We start from the raw sequence: 15,988 nt of genomic DNA, 5'->3' as shown, positions 1-15,988 counted from the left end.
CTGACTGGAGGTGCTGAAGTATGGACGATGCCGAAATCATCGCGCATTTCGACGGGCGCCATACCGCAGACATCACGACCGGTACAGGCTCGGACAGCCCAATGATGGCCGATATGGCCTATGAATTCGGGTACACGCTAGTTCACGTCTTTCCTGGGCGAGGTGCAACACGGCTTGTATTCGAGCGCGATGATCGAGAGCATGCACGGCGGAGAGCCGAGTGGTCCGTGAATCACTACCGTAGGCATGGAAGGTGGGGGCGTCCGCAGCCCCGGTTTAGCCTTCCTGAGTACATGGGGCGACGTATTGAGCCACTGGAAGCGGCGTGGGCGCGATATGCTCTAGCGCTATTTGAGAAAAAATCATCTGCCCTTTACCCTTCCGCATTTATTGCTGTGTTGGTCGTGGCTGCAGTCTGGCGCTATCATGACAAATTGGCAGTTGTTATTCCGGTCTTAATCATTGGGGGCTCCCTGGCGCTGGCCGGGGCTATTTCTCCTTGGCTGCCCAGCAAGCGTCTCAGGAGGTATCAGCAGACGGTGGAAACGTTCGATCTGCAGCAGGCGGTTGAGCGAGGGTTCATCCCGCCGCCGCCTCCTCCTAGTATTCAAGGCTGAGGGCGAAATCGTATGGCGCTTATGACATTCGAGGTCCCCGGGGGCTACAGTCCGATTCCTGTCGGGCTGACTCCGGCTCAGGCCCGCGAGTTTGTGGCGGGTCCCGCTTCCGCGGTGGGAGTCGCGGGCGACGAAGCGGAGAACCAAGCGGTCCAGCTCCAGCAGTGGTCCGCTGCACTGCAAGCGATCGGCGCCATGTACGCGGGGGCGTTCTGGCAGTGGGAGGAGGGCCGGCCGTGGTTCGGCGTACTGCTCGTGGCTGCTCAGCCGCTCGCCTACGGTGACGCCCACCTTGCCTCGCGGGGTCTCGTGAACGTTCTGCTCGATTCTGAGGCCGATGCGGTGGCGGCCAAGCCGTTCGACCTACCCTGCGGGCCGGCGTCCGTCTTCGTGCGGCAGGTCGGCCTGCCCGCAGACGGCGATGCCGTGCTGCCGGTCGGGGAGTTCCAGGCACTCGTTCCGGTGCCTCCCGAACTGTCGGCCGGCCGCGAGGAGATGGTCGTTGTCGCCTTCCAGACTCCGGATCTGGACCACTGGGACACGTACGCGCAGCACCTCGTGTCCCTGCTGAAGAGCATCGAGTTCGACGAGGAACCAGAGGACGGCTGAGTGGGGCATTGGCGGCGCGGTGCCGGAGTGGGAGGGACGGTTTCGTGAAAGATGCTGAGATTGCTGCGCACTTCGACGGGCGGCCCACGGTGACGTTCTCGTTCAGGGGGTTCAGGGCGGAGGGCTCTGACTACGCCCTTGCTCTTGCTCATTACTTCGGCTATGAGCTGGTCAGTGCCGGGAACCCGAACAAGGGGGAGTATCGGCTCGTCTTCCGTCTCGACAACACACCGCAGGGAAGAAAGCGAGCCGCCTCGGCGGCGGCGACGCTTCTTCCGCTGCCCGGCACGCCACCGAGACGTGGCTGGTCCCCAACCCCTGTCCATGCGGGCGGTGAATGGGTCAGCCCTGGCGAGGCAGCTGGTGCACGTCGGAACATGGTGGTGCGCGGTGACGTCGGCCCCGCGCCGCTTGTGGTGGTACTGGGGATCGCCGTGGCAGCCATGTTGCTTGCCGCCTGGAACTTGCGAGACAACTCCTTCATCGCTGTGGCGGCGGCGCTTGTGCTGTCGGGGCTGCTGGCCGCCGGGGCCTGGTTCGCTCCCTCATGGTTACGCGAAATGAAGCAGCGAGACGCCGATCTTGTGGCCCGGTACGACCGTCAGCAGGCGTCTATCGGCGGGATTCCCCCGCCTCCGTCTCCACCGCCGCCTCCTCCCACTCAGCAGGGTGAACGGGACGATAGGAGTCGGTGAACTTCCTTGGCTTGGCGGCAACGCCCACATGTTTTATCGGGGCGGCCGTCGAGAACACCTAGGATGCTGTGTCAGTGGCGGGAGGTGACAGTGGGCCATGAAGGAAAGCCGTGTCGTCCGGCACTTCGATGGGCGTAGGACCGCCACCATCTTTTGGACCGGCTTCGATCCCGATGGAGTTCCACGAGCTGTGGATATAGGCTACGAGTTCGGTTACAAATTGACCGGCGTCCAGCATTCTCGCGCGTCGATCCGGCTTGAGTTCGAGCGCGATGACCGTCCGGAAGTGCGGGCCAGGGCAAGCTGGGCCATCGGTTATTACCGAATTCACGAAGTCGTCGGCAAGCCTCAACCGCTCGTTCGCCTCCCACCTCACCTTGGCCCGCGCATCGAACCGATGGAAGCTGCACGTGAGCGCTATCATCAGGAATTCTTGAAGGACAAGCGGGGGGCACGGGAGGCGATCTTTACGCTTGCGGCGCTGCTCGTGGCCGTCGGATGGCAGTTCCGGAGCGATCTGGTCGTCCTGATTCCCCTTGTGTATTCAGCAGTACCCCTGGTGGTCTGGGGGGTTCTCAGCCCTTCCCTAACCACAGAGCGACAACGGCGCGGCCAGCGCACGATCGAGATATACGAGTTCCAACAAGCGATCGAGCGTGGATTCATGCCCCCTCCCCGCCCCGATGCTGGTTACGGCGGGTGGGGAGAGCGCACTGGCCCATGACGCTGAGCGCGTGGGCCCGCGTCGGCCTTCACGGTGTCACGCGCTTCGCTGCGGGACGCTGGTGACCGCCTGGGTGTGGGGTCGGAAGCCACACAGTCCGGGTGCACGGTATGACCCGTCTCCGATCGGCCTCGCCAGCTGCTTGCGATGGTCGTGCTGCCACAGGTACTCGTTACTCACGTCGTTTCGAGGTCGTAGGGAGATCGAGTGCTGGAAGGCGTGCTGGTCGCGGAAAGCCTGCGGGGCGGAGCCGAGTTGGCCGGGGTCCCGCTGCAGGTCACCAGGATTGCGCGAGTGGAGGTGGAGCACCCGGCAGCCGGACAACCGCCGTGCTGGACTCTCCTGGACTTCGCCGCGGAGGAAGCCGACGCTGAGCGTCTCGCCGAGCAGATGGCTGCTTGCCTGGCTCCCACCGGAGGCTGGTACGTCAACTACAACACTGCCGCCGAGGCCTTCGTTGTCTTCGCCGGCGCGGTCTTCCGCTATCCGCGCCGGCAAGCAGAGGGCCGGCGCCGGGCAATGGCGTATGCGCGCTCCATCGGGGTTCCCGAGCCGCAGTTGGACTGGGAGGACTGAACGCAACGGGCGCAGGCAGACTGGGCGGCGTCGGTGCGTGGCGGACGGCTGGAGGAGGGTGCGAGTGGAACTGGCCGGGCGGCTGTGCCAGCCGGGGGGTGTCGAGGAGGCGGTGGCGGAGCAGCAGCGGTTGCGGGGGCTGGTGCGCGTCGGGTCGGTGTCCGGCGTGTCGGGGTGGCGGACGGCGGCCGGGGTCGATGTGGCGTACGACGACGAGGCGGGGGTGTGTGCGGCGGCGGTTGCCGTGCTGGATGTGGGGAGTCTGGACGTTGTCGATTCGGTGACCGCTGTTTCGCGGATCGAGTTTCCGTACGTGTCCGGCCTGTTGGCTTTTCGGGAGATCCCCGCGGTTGTGGCCGCGCTGCGGCAACTGGATCGTCCGCCGGATGTATTCGTGTGCGACGGGTACGGGATCGCCCATCCCCGCCGCGTCGGCCTCGCGAGCCATCTGGGGGTGCTGACCGGGATTCCGTCGTTCGGGGTGGCGAAGAATCCGCTTTATTTCCGGTGTGACGTGCCGGGAGAGGAGCGGGGTTCGTCGACGCCTCTGCTGGATGGTACGGAGGCGGTCGGGCGTGCACTTCGTACGCAGACCGGTGTGAAACCGGTGTACGTGTCCGCCGGCCACTTGACCGGGGTGGACGACGCGTGTTCGTTCACGCTCACCCTGGCGAGGCGGTATCGCCTCCCCGAGACGACGAGGGTCGCGGACAAGCTGTGCCGCCGGGCGCTGCGAGCGTCGTAAACTGCGCCGATGCCTGCTGCCGGCGCGATACCTCGGCGTGCCACCGTCGAGACCCTCCTGACGGATCTCCTCTCCTCGCCGGTCCGCGTCGACGCCTGGGAGCGCCTGGAGCCCTGGGCGGTCGTGCGCGTGACGCTCGGCGGCGTGGCCGCTCCGCGGAGCGTCGTCGTCAAGTGGGTACGTGACGGGCCTGGCGAGACCCGTACCGAGCCCTGGCGGCTGAACACGGAGGTGGCCGCGCTGCGGTTCCTCGCCGACGACCTCGGTCTGGCGCTCGCCCCGCGCGTCGTCGCCGCCGACCTGGCCGCCGGGATCGTCGTGCTGGAGGATCTGGCGCCGCGCGCCGCCCTCGGCGGCCTGCTCCGCCGTGACGGCGCCGCCGGCCACGCCGACCGCCTGGCGGCGTTCGCCCGCGCCCGCGGCGAGCTCAGCGCGGCGACCGCCGGCCACGCCGGCGGGTACCGCGTACGACGGGCTTCGCTCGGGCCTACGGATCCGGCGGTGGACGACGCGGCGCGGTTCGCCCGGCTAGGGGACCTGGCGCCCGCGCACGCCGCGGCGCTCGGCGTGCCGCTGGCCGGGCGGGTCGCGGACGAATTCGGGCAGGCTCTCGCCGAGTTGAGCGACCCGGGCCCGTTCCTCGCGCTCAGCAACGGCGACGCGGAGACCAACAACGTCCTCGTCCACGAGTCCGGCCCCGCCGACGCCCGCCTCATCGACTTCGAGTCCGCCGGCTACACCCACGCCCTCCTCGACGCCGTCTGCCTGCACGTCCCCGGCCCGATGTGGATGACTGTCGGCGACCCCGTCGCCACCGGCCTCGCCGGCCACCACCGCCGCGCCCTCGCCCGCGGCGTGCCCGAGGCCGAGGACGACCGGCGGTACGGACGCGGGCTGGCGGCGGTGTGCCTGCTCTGGGCGGTCGCCCGCCTGCAGCGGTCCGGGGCGCTCGACGCCCGCGTACGGGGTGACCGCGGCCGGCCGCAGCTCGTCGAGACGCTGGAGGCCGCGGCCCGTACCGCCGCGAGCCACCGCGCCTTCCCCCACCTCACCGGCTGGGCCCGCCGCACCGCCGCCCTGCTGCGCCGCCGCTGGCCCGACGCGGACCTGGACTTCACCGACCCCGCCGCGTTCCCGCCCTACACGGCGCGCCACCGCGCCTGACACCTCTCAGCGAGCCCCCGTACGGGCCCGGTTGAAGCTCCCGTTGAAGCTCGCACGGTACGCCGTGGGCGTCAGACCGACCTGGCCGACCATGTGCTTCCGTAGCGAATCCGCGCTGCCCAGGCCGCTCTTCTCCGCCACCTGGTCCATGGGCAGCCCGGTGGTCTCCAGCAGCTCCCTGGCCCGGTGAATACGCCGCTGCAGCAGCCACTGCAACGGGCTCAGCCCGGTCTCCGCGCGGAAGCGGCGCGTCAGCGTGCGCACGCTGGTCTGCGCGTGCCGGGCCAGATCCGTGAGCGTTAGCGGGAGATCGAGGTGTTCGAGCGCCCACGCGCGCGTGGGGGCGAGTGACGTGCCGCGTTCCGGGGGCAGCGGCGTCTCGATGAACTGCGACTGCCCGCCCGGCCGTACGGGCGAGACGACCGCGAGCCGCGCGACCGTGTTGGCCATCGCCGCGCCGAAGTCGACGCTGACCAGGTGCAGGCACAGATCGATGGCGGCAGCCGCGCCTGCCGAGGTGTATATCCCGCCGTCCTCGACGAAGAGGAGGTCGGGCTGTACGTCGACGGACGGGAAGCGGGCGGCGAGGTCGTCGGCCAGCCCCCAGTGGGTGGTGGCGCGGAGCCCGTCGAGCAGGCCGGCCTGGGCGAGGACGAACGCACCCGTGCACAGGGACGCGATCCGTACGCCGCCGGCCGCCGCCTTCCGCAGCGCGTCCAGAACCTCCGCGGGCGCCTCCTCGCCCCCGCTGCCGACGGCGATCACGGTGTCGGCGCCGTCCAGCCCCTCCAGCCCGTACGGAACGACGATGTCGGGCCCGCCGACGGTCTCCATCGCCCCGGACCGTACCGCGCAGACGCGCATCTCGTACTGAGGAACGCTGCCGAACACCATGAGCGGGATCGAGACGTCGAAGCTCAGCACGGGCTGCACGGTAACCGCGGCGATGCGGTGCATGGCCTGAACCTCCGGACGCTTGGCATTCAGGCCACTATCGTACGAGGCCGCGCGGAGGCACCGTCGTCCGTATGACAACTCATGTGATCGTGGGGCGCGGAGCCACCGCGTCGAAGACCGCTCTGCTGCTCGCCGAGGACGGCGAGCGGGTACGGATGATCAGCCGGACCGGCGGCGGTCCCGACCACCCCCTCGTCGAGCGCGTCGCCGCCGACGCGACCGACACCGACCGGCTCACCGAAATGACGGAGGGCGCGGTCACCCTGTTCAACACCGCCGCCCCGGCTTACCACCTCTGGCCCGAGCAGTTCCCGATCCTGTCGGCGTCCCTCCTGCGCGCGGTGCGGCGGAGCGGTGCGGCGTACGTCATGCTCGGCAACCTCTACGCCTACGGGCCGGTGGCCGGACCGATCGCCCCGGACTTCCCGCTCGCCGCGACCGGCCCCAAGGGCCGTGCCCGGGCGCGGGTCTGGGAGGAGGCCGTCGCTTCGGGGGTGAAGGTCACGGAGGTGCGGGCCGCCCAGTTCTACGGCGCCGGAGCCTTCTCGGTGTTCAGCCTCATGGTGCAGGGGCAGGTCCTGGCGGGCCGGCTGGCCCTGGTGCCGCAGCCACTCGACGTACCGCACAGCTACTCGGCGATCACCGACACCGCCCGCACGCTGGTCGCGGCGAGCCGAGACGAGCGGTCCTACGGCCGCGCCTGGCACGCCCCGACGTCGACGCTGTCCGTACGGGAACTGGCCACGCGGCTGGCGGCTCTTGCCGGCGCCCCGGAGCCGCGGATGGCGGAGATGACCGAACGGGAGATTTCTCTCCTCGCGCTGACGGAGCCTTTCTGGGCGGAAATGCACGAGGTGCTCGTGAAGCCGGGCCACCCGTTCGCCGTCGACTATGCGGAGACGGAGAAGGTCCTCGGGGTGACGGCTACGGCAGCGGACGAGGTGCTGCGGGAGGTGGTGTAGGGGCAGCCCGCTCCGGGACCGGTCCCGGAGCCCCGCCCTTAACATGCGGTGCACACAATGGGGTTGGGCGGTTGGCCCGATGTTGGAGGTGCTCCGTGTCGATCTCCCTGGGCAGGGTCGTGGCATTACGGCAAGGACGTGCACTCGCGGCGGCGGTCGCCGCGTTGGCGTTGGCGGCGGGGGCCGCCGGCTGCGGGAAGAGCGCGGACGAGCAGGCTCGGGACGAGTTCAAAGCAGCGGTGGAGGACGTCGGCCCGAACTCCAGCAGCATCAAGAGCTACTGCCGGAAACACATCGCGCAGAGCACCGGCTCCTGCCTCGATGAGTTCGCCAATGCCGCGGCCTACTGCCCGTGGCCCGACAACGAAATGCCGGCGATCCTCAAATCGTGGGAGGCGGGCGGCGATCGAGCACTGCGCATCAAGGGCACGTATCGCGACGGCACCACCTACACCCATGACGTGTCCGTCGTGAAAGACCAAGGTGACCTGAAACTCGATCACCCATACTGGCTCGACGGCGAGAGTCAGCCCCCGTGCCCCGCCGTCTACGGGACCGATTAACCGCTCGACTTTGGAGGCGTCCGGCGCTTCCGGCGGGGGCCGGCCGGGGCTAGCCCGTGATGAGGCCGTTGATCGCGATCGCGGCGAAGAACATCAGGACGATCTCGCTGATCACCCAGGAGTGGGAGTTCATCCAGTCGCGGATCTTCGGCAGGACGACGCCGGCCCGTCGCCCGAGGAACACGACGCACAGCGCCGGCATCGCCAGGAGCAGCAGGGTCAGCGCCACGAAGGGAAGGACCTGCCACCAGGAGTCGCCGCTGCGTTCGACATGGAAACCCGCCGCGACCGAGCTGGCGATGTCCGTCGGGAAGACACCCATGAGAGCGAGGCCCGTCAGGAGGGCGGACTTCGGCTCAGCCGTCTGCAGCTTGCCCATCCACTTCGGCGGCTGGGACTTTCCGCGGGTGAGGTACACGCGCACGATCAGAAACAGCATCAGCACGAGCACGATCCCGTCGATACTGCGGTCGAAGGCTGCCTTGTGTCTGCTCGTCGAGTTATTGACGCTTTTAGCGACGAAGTAGGCGACCGTCACCGTCGCGGTGACAGAGATCGCGGCGCCGAGGACGTAAGCAAGGGAATTCGCGGCCCAACGCTCGCTCGTCGCCAGGAAGAACGAGGTGACGATCTGTGGTCCCGCGACCATCACGAAAGCCAGTGGCAGGATCTCGCTGAAGCTCACGGAAATCGTCACCTCCTCGGGAGCGCGGAAATCACGCTGAGAACCTACCACCGGCGACGGCTCCACCCCGGCTGGCTCGATTGAATTCGATATTGATGTCATTTTCTGAGGAAGCGGCGTGGCTGACGGAGAGGCCAGCGGTCCGCGTCGGCGGTCCCTCGTTCAGCCGGCTTGCCGCAAATCCGATTGCCCCGTCGTCACCCGCCGCGCATCCTGCGGGGATGCGCTTCTCCGTCAATATCCCCAACTTGGGCGACTTCGCCGACTCCCGCAACGTCGCCGCCGTGGCGGCTGCCGCAGAACAGGCCGGCTGGGACGGGCTCTTCGTCTGGGACCACGTCCTGCACCGGCGGCACCAGGGGCGGCCCTTCGGCGATCGCTGCGCGCCGATGCGGAGCGGACGGTGCGCACGATCCTGGAAGCGGCCGAACGCGTCCTGGCCGCCGACCCGACGGCGACCATGGAGCAGATCGCAGCGGCGGCAGGGGTGGCCCGCACCACCGTCCACCGGCGCTTCGCCACTCGCGAGGCGTTGATCGAGGCCCTGGCGTCCTGCGCGACCGAGCAGTTCCACCAGGCCGTGGAGGCCGCCCGCCCGTTCACCTCCCCGACGCTGGTCGCCCTGCACCAGGTGACCGCCAACGTCCTTCAGGTCAAGATCGGCTGGAGCTTCGCGATGAGCCGGACGGCCCCGTCCGGCTCCGAGGCGGCGCGCGTGCACGCCGACATCCTGGCTAAGTGCGATCAGCTCTTCCGTCGCGCGCAGGAGACCGGCCTGCTGTCTGCGGACACCGACCTGGAGTGGGCCCGCCGCGTCTACTACGCCCTGATCGACGAGGCGGCCGAAGAGGGGCGGGAGATCGTCGACATCGGCGACGTCGACCAACTGGCCGCACGCGTGGTCGACACCCTGCTGCACGGAGTCGGGACACCGGCGTAGACCTTGCCGCGTCCATGCGTCTCGCTGGGCAAAACTCGGTCCGCGCGGCCGATTTGACCCGATTCAGAGGGATGTCGGTCGCGATTTTGCACCGGTGGGATGCGTTCCGGATGACCACCGGCAGCGGCGAAGGCGCCCGGCCCGTGACGCTGACCGAAATGGGGCGATCGTGATCGACCGTGAGCACGTGCCGCGGGGGGCTGGGGGCACTGTGGCCACACCCGCCAGGGCGCCGTCCAGCCGGGTGCCGCCAGGGCCGTGACGTCGGGAGGGGGCAGACACAGCCGACCCCGGCTGTTCCCCGGACCGCCATCGTGATCGTCCGCCTGGCCTGATCAACGAATGATATGTTCATGCCTCGATCGATGGGATCGAGCCATGAGCATTTTCGGGGGATGCAATGCGACATGCAATTTCGAGCCGGATTCTGACAGGGATCGCCGCGAGTGCACTGACGGTGCTGCTCTCCGCCGGGTGCTCGGTCAGCTTCGGAAGCTCGTCCGACAGCATGAGTAAAGAGGACGTCGCGGAGAAGGCATCGGAAGCCCTGACGAAGGAGGTCGGCCGCGAGCCCGACGACGTCACCTGCGAGGACGACCTCAAGGCTGAGGTGGGCGCGACCGTTCGCTGCGAACTGACCGACGGCGGGACCAAGGTCGGCGTGACGGTCACCGCGAAGTCGGTCGACGGCGACACGATCCGCATGGACGTCAAGGCAGACGACGCCCCCAAAACGGACTCCTCCACACCCCCCGCCGAGGACAGCTCCGCGTCCCCGAGTACCGAAGGCGCGTCGGAGTCGGTGCCCAGCAGCGAGGTCGAGCGCCAGGGCAGGCGTGCCCTGGCGGCGCAGGTCGGCCGGGAGCCCGACAGCTTCGACTGCACCCAGGACCTGCCGGCTCGGGTGAACGCCACGGTCCGCTGCGTACTCGGCGCGGAAAGCCAGCAGTGGGGCGTGACGGTCACCGCGACATCGGTCGCCGGAGACACGGTCCAGATGGACTTCAAGGTCGACACCACCCCCATGAGCTGACCCCGACGCCGCCCTCTGGGCGCCGGGTTGGTGGCGTCAGAGCAGGTGGTCTGCCCTGCCGGCCTTGATGTCGCGGATGAGGGTCCGGAGAGCTTCGACGGAGTCAGTGATGCGGTGCGCTTCGCTGCCTGCGATGGCGATGTGGGCGTTGCCGTCCGCGTCCGTGCCTATGCGGAAACACGAGCTGCCCTCCGCGCAGAACGGGTCTTCCCAGTCGATGGGGGCGGTCATGCGGTCACTCCTCAAAGCTGTTGGGCGATGGTGTGGATGTAGTCACGGGTCTGCTCCGGAGGTAGGGACACCGCTTTCATCTGATCCAGTAGCAAGCGGTACTTCGAGAGCTGTCCGTCCGCATGAAGGAAGTCCGGGCCGTGTGCACTGTCGACCTGCACAGTGTCGAGCCGTGGGACCGGCCCTTCGAAGTAGATGATCGTCTGCCCTGCTCCCGGGAACGCCCCATGGGTGAACGGGATGACTTGGATGGTGATGTTGTCTCGTTCGGCCAGGTCGAGCAGGTGGTGCATCTGCGCCCGTGCGACCCGACGGCCGCCGAACTGCATGCGTAGCGCTGCCTCGTGCACGACCGCAACGTAGTCGGGCCGGTCATCTCCCGTAAGCACTTCCTGGCGCTTCGCCCGATGAGCCAGCCGGAGGCCGACTTCGTGCTCGGGTAGGGGCGGTACGGCGCTACGGAAGATGGCGAGCGCGTGGTCCGAAGTCTGGAGGATTCCCGGCACGTGCACGGTGTTCGCCGCCCGCATCCGGCTGGCGTGGGCCTCCAGCTCCGCGATGTCCAGCAGCCCGTGCGGCAGGATGCCCCGGTACTGCTCCCACCAGCCCTTCGGTTCGCGTCGCGTCATCTCGACCAGGGCTTCGATGTACTCCTCGTCGGTGCAGTGGCAGTTGCAGGCCAGCGTCCGCAGTCGCTCCGCGCTGATGGTGCGCTGACCCGACTCCATGTAGGAGATTTTTCCGCTGTCCAGCCCCAGTAATCCGGCGGCGTACGTGGTAGTCATCCCTGCCGACGTACGGATCTTCCGCACCTCGCTGCCCAGGCGCTGTTGACGCTGGGTGGGCGTCTTCCTGAGGGCCATGCCCGTGCCTCCTACGAGATGGAGAACCTCCAAGGAGGAGGTAGTAATTGTGCCAACCTAGGGCTACTCTCGGTTGTGCGCAAGGTACTCACAGCAACGCCGGAAGCGCACCGCGCGAGCATGCCCGCTCTCCCTGGGGCAGGCGTGCTCGCGCCCAGGGAGGCATGCCACCGGCACTTCAACGACCAACCCCGGCCCAGGAGTACGCCATGCCCCCACGCCTCTCCACACCCACTCCATCCACCCCACCCATCCCGCCCCTCCCCGTCCGCTGGGCCCTCCCGGCCGACCCCCGCTCCGTCCCGCGCGCCCGCCGCGCCGTCCTCGACGCCCTGCCCCGCCCCCACCGCCCCCGCCTCGGCGACGACCTGCAGCTCCTCGCCTCCGAACTCGTCACCAACGCCGTACGTCACGGCACCCGATCCGCCGAGGACCACCTCGTCGAACTCCTCCTCTGGCCCGCCGACGGCCACTACTGGCTCGCCGTCTCCGACCCCGGCCCCGGTTCTCCGGCCCTCTCGCCGCACCCGCCCGACACCTCCGCCTGCGGCGGTCGCGGGCTCCTCCTCGTCGACGCCCTCTCCGCCGCCTGGGGCGTCGTCCCCCGCCGGGTCTGCGGCAAAGCCGTCGTCGCCGGGCTCCGGCTCGACGCCCCATGACGACGACCACCCGATGACTACGCCCCCCGAAGGTCATGCCCCCATGACTACGCCCCCCGGACCACGACGCCCCCGACGACCACGCCCCCCGATGACTACGACACGCCCCCGCTGGATACGACTCTCAGTACAAGGGGGTAGGGAGCACACATGGCGCGTGCGGAGTTCCCGGGCGGGCCCGGGGGCGGGCGGGGGCGGGAGTTACCCGGGGCGGCCGGTTGCCGGTGCCGGCGGCCCGCCCCCGCGGGGAGCCCGTCGCGGCGCAGATCCGCCAGGCCGTCCGCCTCCCGCCGGGGAGCGGGCCCTGCCGCCAGGAGTGCTGGGACATGCTCGGCCCCGGCGTGCAGGCCCGACTCCAGGAGAAGGCCGGCACCGTCCTGGAGTGGTGGGCCCGCCTGGACCACGCGGGCAACCCCCGCGCCGTCGTCCTCGGCCCGCTCGGGCTGTGCAAGGCGAACCCCGTCAGCAGGAACGGGAAGCGGGCGTACCTCGTCGAACGGCTTCAGCTGGAGCCCGGAGCCCTGCGGCGCCGCTCCTTCGACGGTTCCCGTACGCCCCCGGGGCTCCCCGCCCCGCCCACGCCCCGGTACGGGCCCCCGCCGCGGCGGCCCCTGAGCCGGTCACCCGCTCGCCCGCGCCGCCCCCGCGTGGTATTTGCGCCGATTGGCGCGAGCCGAGCGCCGTGTGGCACACTATCCAGGTTGCTCGGCTGAGCGTCGATGCTGCGCGCCTCCCGCCGGGAGGACCGGAAGCGAGTCCCACGTATTCGTCGCCCCTCATCAGGGGCGGAAGTACGGGAATCTTCCGGGAAGCGCCAGCGGGGTGCAGGCCAGGGCACTCGGTGGGATCCTCCCCCCTCCTCCTGCAAGGAAAACTCCTGCGGACCTCCGTGGATACCGCGGGAGAGCTTTTTTCTCGCGGGAGAAATGCGGGGAGGGTTGCGACACGCCCGACCGCGTGGGTCGGGGAACGGGTACGTAACGAGACCGCCGGGTGCCGGAGCGCTACGAGAACAGGACTGCTGAGAAGCCATGGCGGGACAGAAGATCCGCATCCGGCTCAAGGCCTACGACCACGAGGTCATCGACTCCTCGGCGAAGAAGATCGTCGAGACGGTGACCCGCACTGGTGCGTCGGTCGCGGGCCCGGTGCCGCTGCCCACTGAGAAGAACGTGTACTGCGTCATCAAGTCGCCGCACAAGTACAAGGACTCGCGCGAGCACTTCGAGATGCGTACCCACAAGCGTCTGATCGACATCCTCGACCCGACCCCCAAGACCGTTGACTCGCTGATGCGCCTGGACCTTCCGGCCGGCGTCGACATCGAGATCAAGCTCTGAGAGGTCGCTGAGAGATGGCTAAGCAGATCAAGGGTGTCCTGGGCGAGAAGCTCGGCATGACCCAGGTCTGGGACGAGAACAACCGCGTCGTCCCGGTGACCGTGGTCAAGGCCGGCCCCTGCGTCGTCACCCAGGTCCACACCGCAGACTCCGACGGCTACGACGCCGTCCAGATCGCCTTCGGCGAGATCGACCCGCGCAAGGTGAACAAGCCCCTCAAGGGCCACTTCGCCAAGGCCGACGTCACTCCCCGCCGCCACCTGGTGGAGATCCGCACCGCGGATGCCTCCGAGTACACCCTCGGCCAGGAGGTGACCGCCGAGACCTTCGAGGCCGGCGTCAAGGTCGACGTGACCGGCAAGAGCAAGGGCAAGGGCTTCGCCGGCGTCATGAAGCGGCACGGCTTCGCCGGCGGCAAGGCCAGCCACGGCGCCCACCGCGTGCACCGCAAGCCGGGTTCCATCGGCGGCTGTGCCACCCCCGGCCGCGTGTTCAAGGGCATGCGGATGGCCGGCCGGATGGGCAACCAGCGGGTCACCACCCAGAACCTGACCGTCCACGCCGTTGACGCGGAGAAGGGGCTGCTCCTCATCAAGGGCGCCGTCCCCGGTCCGAACGGCGGCCTCGTCCTGGTCCGTAGCGCGGCCAAGGGGGCCTGAGGTAATGAGCACCGTAGACATCCTTTCGCCGGCGGGCGAGAAGGCCGGGACCGTCGAACTCCCCGCGGAGATCTTCGACGCGCAGGTCAGCATTCCGCTGATCCACCAGGTCGTCACCGCCCAGCTGGCCGCTGCCCGTCAGGGCACGCACAAAGTGAAGACCCGCGGCGAGGTCCGCGGCGGCGGCAAGAAGCCGTACCGCCAGAAGGGCACCGGCCGCGCCCGTCAGGGCTCGATCCGCGCCCCGCAGTTCGCGGGCGGCGGCGTCGTGCACGGCCCCGTGCCGCGCGACTACTCGCAGCGGACCCCGAAGAAGATGAAGGCCGCCGCGCTGCGCGGCGCCCTCTCGGACCGGGCGCGCCTCGGCCGGATCCACGTCGTCACCGGCGTGGTCGACGGCGAGGTCTCGACGAAGGCCGCCAGGACCCTCCTCGGCAAGGTCAGCGAGCGCAAGAACGTGCTGCTGGTCATCGAGCGGGACGACGACCTGTCGCTGCTGTCCGCCCGGAACCTGCCCGACGTGCACATCCTGGACGCCGGTCAGCTGAACACGTACGACGTGCTCGTCTCCGACGACGTGGTCTTCACGCAGGCCGCCTTCGAGCGGTTCGTGGCCGGTCCCGTCAAGGGCGGCGGCAAGAGCCAGTCTCCTGTCGATGAGGTCGAGCTCCAGAAGGCTGAAGGGAGCGACGCCTGATGGTCGACATGGACAAGACCGAGGCCGCGGACGAGACGGCGGACGAGACGGTGAACGAGTTCACCGTCACCAGCAAGACGTACGACGACCCGCGCGACGTGCTGCTCAAGCCCGTCGTCTCAGAGAAGAGCTACGCGCTGCTCGACGAGAACAAGTACACGTTCATCGTCGACCCGCGGGCCAACAAGACCCAGATCCGGCAGGCCGTGGAGAAGGTCTTCCAGGTCAAGGTGATCGGGGTCAACACGATCAACCGCCAGGGCAAGCGCAAGCGCACCCGCACCGGCTACGGCAAGCGCGCCGACACCAAGCGCGCCATCGTGACCGTCGCCGAGGGCGACCGCATCGACATCTTCGGCGGCCCGGTCTCCTGACGGAGACCGACAAGGCTGTCCGTCACGGACGAGGACTGAAGAAATGGGTATCCGCAAGTACAAGCCGACGACTCCTGGCCGTCGTGGCGCCAGCGTCGCCGACTTCGTCGAGGTAACGCGGTCCACGCCGGAGAAGTCGCTGGTCCGCCCGCTGAACAGCAAGGGCGGCCGAAACAATTCCGGTCGTGTGACCGTCCGCCACCAGGGCGGCGGCCACAAGCGCGCCTTCCGCGTGATCGACTTCCGTCGGCACGACAAGGACGGCGTCCCCGCCCGGGTCGCGCACATCGAGTACGACCCGAACCGCACCGCGCGCATCGCGCTGCTGCACTACGCCGACGGCGAGAAGCGCTACATCCTCGCGCCGGCCGGCCTGAAGCAGGGCGACCGCATCGAGAACGGCGCTGGCGCCGACATCAAGCCCGGCAACGCGATGCCGCTGCGCAACATCCCGGTCGGTACCGTCATCCACGCCATCGAGCTGCAGCCCGGCGGCGGCGCGAAGTTCGCCCGGTCCGCCGGTGCGCACGTGCAGCTGCTGGCGAAGGAGGGCCGCATGGCCCACCTTCGTATGCCGTCCGGCGAGATCCGGCTGGTCGACATCCGCTGCCGCGCCACCGTCGGCGAGGTCGGCAACGCCGAGCAGTCGAACATCAACTGGGGCAAGGCCGGCCGCAAGCGCTGGAAGGGCGTGCGCCCGACCGTCCGCGGTGTCGTGATGAACCCGATCGACCACCCGCACGGCGGCGGCGAGGGCAGGACCTCCGGTGGTCGCCACCCGGTCTCGCCCTGGGGCCAGAAGGAAGGCCGTACACGCTCGCCGAAGAAGGCGAGCAACAAGTACATCGTCCGCCGCCGCAAGACGAACAAGAAGCGCTAGGAGCGGGTGGAGTAG

General features: G+C 68.9%; 21 protein-coding genes. 17 read left to right on the top strand and 4 right to left on the bottom strand.

The window, feature by feature from the left end; all coding sequences use genetic code 11:
• The first annotated feature begins 20 nt into the window (after positions 1–20).
• The 7 genes from T328_RS14500 (at position 21) to T328_RS14470 (ending at position 5,130) form a co-directional block, all read left to right on the top strand.
• A complete protein-coding gene (locus T328_RS14500) occupies positions 21–617 on the top strand; it encodes a hypothetical protein (RefSeq protein ID WP_496496436.1) in 597 nt (198 codons plus the stop codon).
• Positions 618–638: 21 nt separating this feature from the next.
• Positions 639–1,226: a hypothetical protein gene (locus tag T328_RS14495; protein ID WP_496496435.1), complete on the top strand. Its 588-nt coding sequence runs from the start codon at positions 639–641 to the stop codon at positions 1,224–1,226.
• 44 nt (positions 1,227–1,270) lie between these two features.
• Positions 1,271–1,921 carry a hypothetical protein gene (locus tag T328_RS14490; RefSeq protein WP_496496434.1) on the top strand — a complete coding sequence of 217 codons (651 nt, stop codon included), beginning with the start codon at positions 1,271–1,273 and terminating at the stop codon, positions 1,919–1,921.
• A gap of 97 nt (positions 1,922–2,018) precedes the next feature.
• A complete protein-coding gene (locus tag T328_RS14485) occupies positions 2,019–2,645 on the top strand; it encodes a hypothetical protein (RefSeq protein WP_496496433.1) in 627 nt (208 codons plus the stop codon).
• 207 nt (positions 2,646–2,852) lie between these two features.
• On the top strand, positions 2,853–3,221 hold the full coding sequence (locus tag T328_RS14480; RefSeq protein ID WP_496496432.1) for a hypothetical protein: 369 nt from the start codon (positions 2,853–2,855) through the stop codon (positions 3,219–3,221).
• A gap of 64 nt (positions 3,222–3,285) precedes the next feature.
• Positions 3,286–3,966, top strand: a complete 681-nt coding sequence (locus tag T328_RS14475) for an endonuclease V (protein ID WP_496496431.1) — start codon at positions 3,286–3,288, stop codon at positions 3,964–3,966.
• A 9-nt stretch (positions 3,967–3,975) separates the two neighbouring features.
• Positions 3,976–5,130 carry a hypothetical protein gene (locus T328_RS14470; protein WP_496496430.1) on the top strand — a complete coding sequence of 385 codons (1,155 nt, stop codon included), beginning with the start codon at positions 3,976–3,978 and terminating at the stop codon, positions 5,128–5,130.
• A 6-nt stretch (positions 5,131–5,136) separates the two neighbouring features.
• Here the strand turns inward: T328_RS14470 and T328_RS14465 are convergent, their stop codons facing one another.
• Positions 5,137–6,087 carry a GlxA family transcriptional regulator gene (locus T328_RS14465; RefSeq protein ID WP_496496429.1) on the bottom strand — a complete coding sequence of 317 codons (951 nt, stop codon included), beginning with the start codon at positions 6,085–6,087 and terminating at the stop codon, positions 5,137–5,139.
• A gap of 71 nt (positions 6,088–6,158) precedes the next feature.
• On the opposite strand from T328_RS14465, the gene T328_RS14460 reads away from it, so the two are divergent.
• Entirely contained in the window at positions 6,159–7,049 is an 891-nt protein-coding gene (locus T328_RS14460) for a Rossmann-fold NAD(P)-binding domain-containing protein (RefSeq protein WP_496496428.1), read from the top strand.
• Between the two features lie 95 nt (positions 7,050–7,144).
• On the top strand, positions 7,145–7,612 hold the full coding sequence (locus tag T328_RS14455; RefSeq protein WP_496496427.1) for a hypothetical protein: 468 nt from the start codon (positions 7,145–7,147) through the stop codon (positions 7,610–7,612).
• 49 nt (positions 7,613–7,661) lie between these two features.
• Here the strand turns inward: T328_RS14455 and T328_RS14450 are convergent, their stop codons facing one another.
• The gene (locus T328_RS14450; RefSeq protein WP_496496426.1) at positions 7,662–8,297 is read right to left on the bottom strand and encodes a GAP family protein; all 636 of its coding nucleotides are present in this window, start codon (positions 8,295–8,297) and stop codon (positions 7,662–7,664) included.
• A gap of 403 nt (positions 8,298–8,700) precedes the next feature.
• Here T328_RS14450 and T328_RS14445 point away from each other — a divergent pair, with 403 nt between their 5' ends.
• Both T328_RS14445 and T328_RS14440 read left to right on the top strand, forming a co-directional pair.
• Positions 8,701–9,237 (top strand): TetR/AcrR family transcriptional regulator, encoded by a 537-nt coding sequence (locus T328_RS14445; protein WP_496496425.1) that lies wholly within the window; start codon positions 8,701–8,703, stop codon positions 9,235–9,237.
• Positions 9,238–9,637: 400 nt separating this feature from the next.
• Positions 9,638–10,270 carry a DUF4333 domain-containing protein gene (locus T328_RS14440; RefSeq protein ID WP_496496424.1) on the top strand — a complete coding sequence of 211 codons (633 nt, stop codon included), beginning with the start codon at positions 9,638–9,640 and terminating at the stop codon, positions 10,268–10,270.
• Between the two features lie 36 nt (positions 10,271–10,306).
• Here the strand turns inward: T328_RS14440 and T328_RS14435 are convergent, their stop codons facing one another.
• Both T328_RS14435 and T328_RS14430 read right to left on the bottom strand, forming a co-directional pair.
• Positions 10,307–10,501 (bottom strand): hypothetical protein, encoded by a 195-nt coding sequence (locus T328_RS14435; protein ID WP_496496423.1) that lies wholly within the window; start codon positions 10,499–10,501, stop codon positions 10,307–10,309.
• 11 nt (positions 10,502–10,512) lie between these two features.
• Complete coding sequence (locus tag T328_RS14430; RefSeq protein WP_496496422.1) at positions 10,513–11,364, bottom strand: helix-turn-helix domain-containing protein; 852 nt, start codon at positions 11,362–11,364, stop codon at positions 10,513–10,515.
• Positions 11,365–11,573: 209 nt separating this feature from the next.
• Between T328_RS14430 and T328_RS14425 the strand changes: the two genes are divergently transcribed.
• The 6 genes from T328_RS14425 (at position 11,574) to rplB (ending at position 15,973) form a co-directional block, all read left to right on the top strand.
• Positions 11,574–12,023 carry an ATP-binding protein gene (locus tag T328_RS14425; RefSeq protein ID WP_496496421.1) on the top strand — a complete coding sequence of 150 codons (450 nt, stop codon included), beginning with the start codon at positions 11,574–11,576 and terminating at the stop codon, positions 12,021–12,023.
• 1,031 nt (positions 12,024–13,054) lie between these two features.
• On the top strand, positions 13,055–13,363 hold the full coding sequence (gene rpsJ, locus T328_RS14420; RefSeq protein ID WP_003948644.1) for a 30S ribosomal protein S10: 309 nt from the start codon (positions 13,055–13,057) through the stop codon (positions 13,361–13,363).
• Positions 13,364–13,377: 14 nt separating this feature from the next.
• Positions 13,378–14,022, top strand: a complete 645-nt coding sequence (rplC, locus tag T328_RS14415; protein WP_018834848.1) for a 50S ribosomal protein L3 — start codon at positions 13,378–13,380, stop codon at positions 14,020–14,022.
• A gap of 4 nt (positions 14,023–14,026) precedes the next feature.
• Positions 14,027–14,719 carry a 50S ribosomal protein L4 gene (gene rplD / locus T328_RS14410; protein ID WP_496496420.1) on the top strand — a complete coding sequence of 231 codons (693 nt, stop codon included), beginning with the start codon at positions 14,027–14,029 and terminating at the stop codon, positions 14,717–14,719.
• Positions 14,720–14,769: 50 nt separating this feature from the next.
• The gene (gene rplW / locus T328_RS14405; RefSeq protein WP_496496648.1) at positions 14,770–15,093 is read left to right on the top strand and encodes a 50S ribosomal protein L23; all 324 of its coding nucleotides are present in this window, start codon (positions 14,770–14,772) and stop codon (positions 15,091–15,093) included.
• Positions 15,094–15,136: 43 nt separating this feature from the next.
• On the top strand, positions 15,137–15,973 hold the full coding sequence (gene rplB / locus T328_RS14400; protein WP_496496419.1) for a 50S ribosomal protein L2: 837 nt from the start codon (positions 15,137–15,139) through the stop codon (positions 15,971–15,973).
• Positions 15,974–15,988: the final 15 nt, after the last annotated feature.

It is taken from the genome of Streptomyces sp. CNX435 (assembly GCF_059570575.1).
Note: the sequence above shows the minus strand (reverse complement) of the source record. Positions and strands in the feature narration are given on the sequence as shown.

Excerpts from the sequence above, each read along its gene's own strand:
- T328_RS14500 (WP_496496436.1), top strand. The coding sequence starts at position 21 with ATGGACGATGCCGAAATCATCGCGCATTTCGACGGGCGCCATACCGCA.
- T328_RS14495 (WP_496496435.1), top strand. The coding sequence starts at position 639 with ATGACATTCGAGGTCCCCGGGGGCTACAGTCCGATTCCTGTCGGGCTG.
- T328_RS14485 (WP_496496433.1), top strand. The coding sequence starts at position 2,019 with ATGAAGGAAAGCCGTGTCGTCCGGCACTTCGATGGGCGTAGGACCGCC.
- T328_RS14470 (WP_496496430.1), top strand. The coding sequence starts at position 3,976 with ATGCCTGCTGCCGGCGCGATACCTCGGCGTGCCACCGTCGAGACCCTC.
- T328_RS14465 (WP_496496429.1), bottom strand. The coding sequence starts at position 6,087 with ATGCACCGCATCGCCGCGGTTACCGTGCAGCCCGTGCTGAGCTTCGAC.
- T328_RS14460 (WP_496496428.1), top strand. The coding sequence starts at position 6,159 with ATGACAACTCATGTGATCGTGGGGCGCGGAGCCACCGCGTCGAAGACC.
- T328_RS14440 (WP_496496424.1), top strand. The coding sequence starts at position 9,638 with ATGCGACATGCAATTTCGAGCCGGATTCTGACAGGGATCGCCGCGAGT.
- T328_RS14435 (WP_496496423.1), bottom strand. The coding sequence starts at position 10,501 with ATGACCGCCCCCATCGACTGGGAAGACCCGTTCTGCGCGGAGGGCAGC.
- T328_RS14430 (WP_496496422.1), bottom strand. The coding sequence starts at position 11,364 with ATGGCCCTCAGGAAGACGCCCACCCAGCGTCAACAGCGCCTGGGCAGC.
- T328_RS14425 (WP_496496421.1), top strand. The coding sequence starts at position 11,574 with ATGCCCCCACGCCTCTCCACACCCACTCCATCCACCCCACCCATCCCG.
- rpsJ (WP_003948644.1), top strand. The coding sequence starts at position 13,055 with ATGGCGGGACAGAAGATCCGCATCCGGCTCAAGGCCTACGACCACGAG.
- rplC (WP_018834848.1), top strand. The coding sequence starts at position 13,378 with ATGGCTAAGCAGATCAAGGGTGTCCTGGGCGAGAAGCTCGGCATGACC.
- rplD (WP_496496420.1), top strand. The coding sequence starts at position 14,027 with ATGAGCACCGTAGACATCCTTTCGCCGGCGGGCGAGAAGGCCGGGACC.
- rplB (WP_496496419.1), top strand. The coding sequence starts at position 15,137 with ATGGGTATCCGCAAGTACAAGCCGACGACTCCTGGCCGTCGTGGCGCC.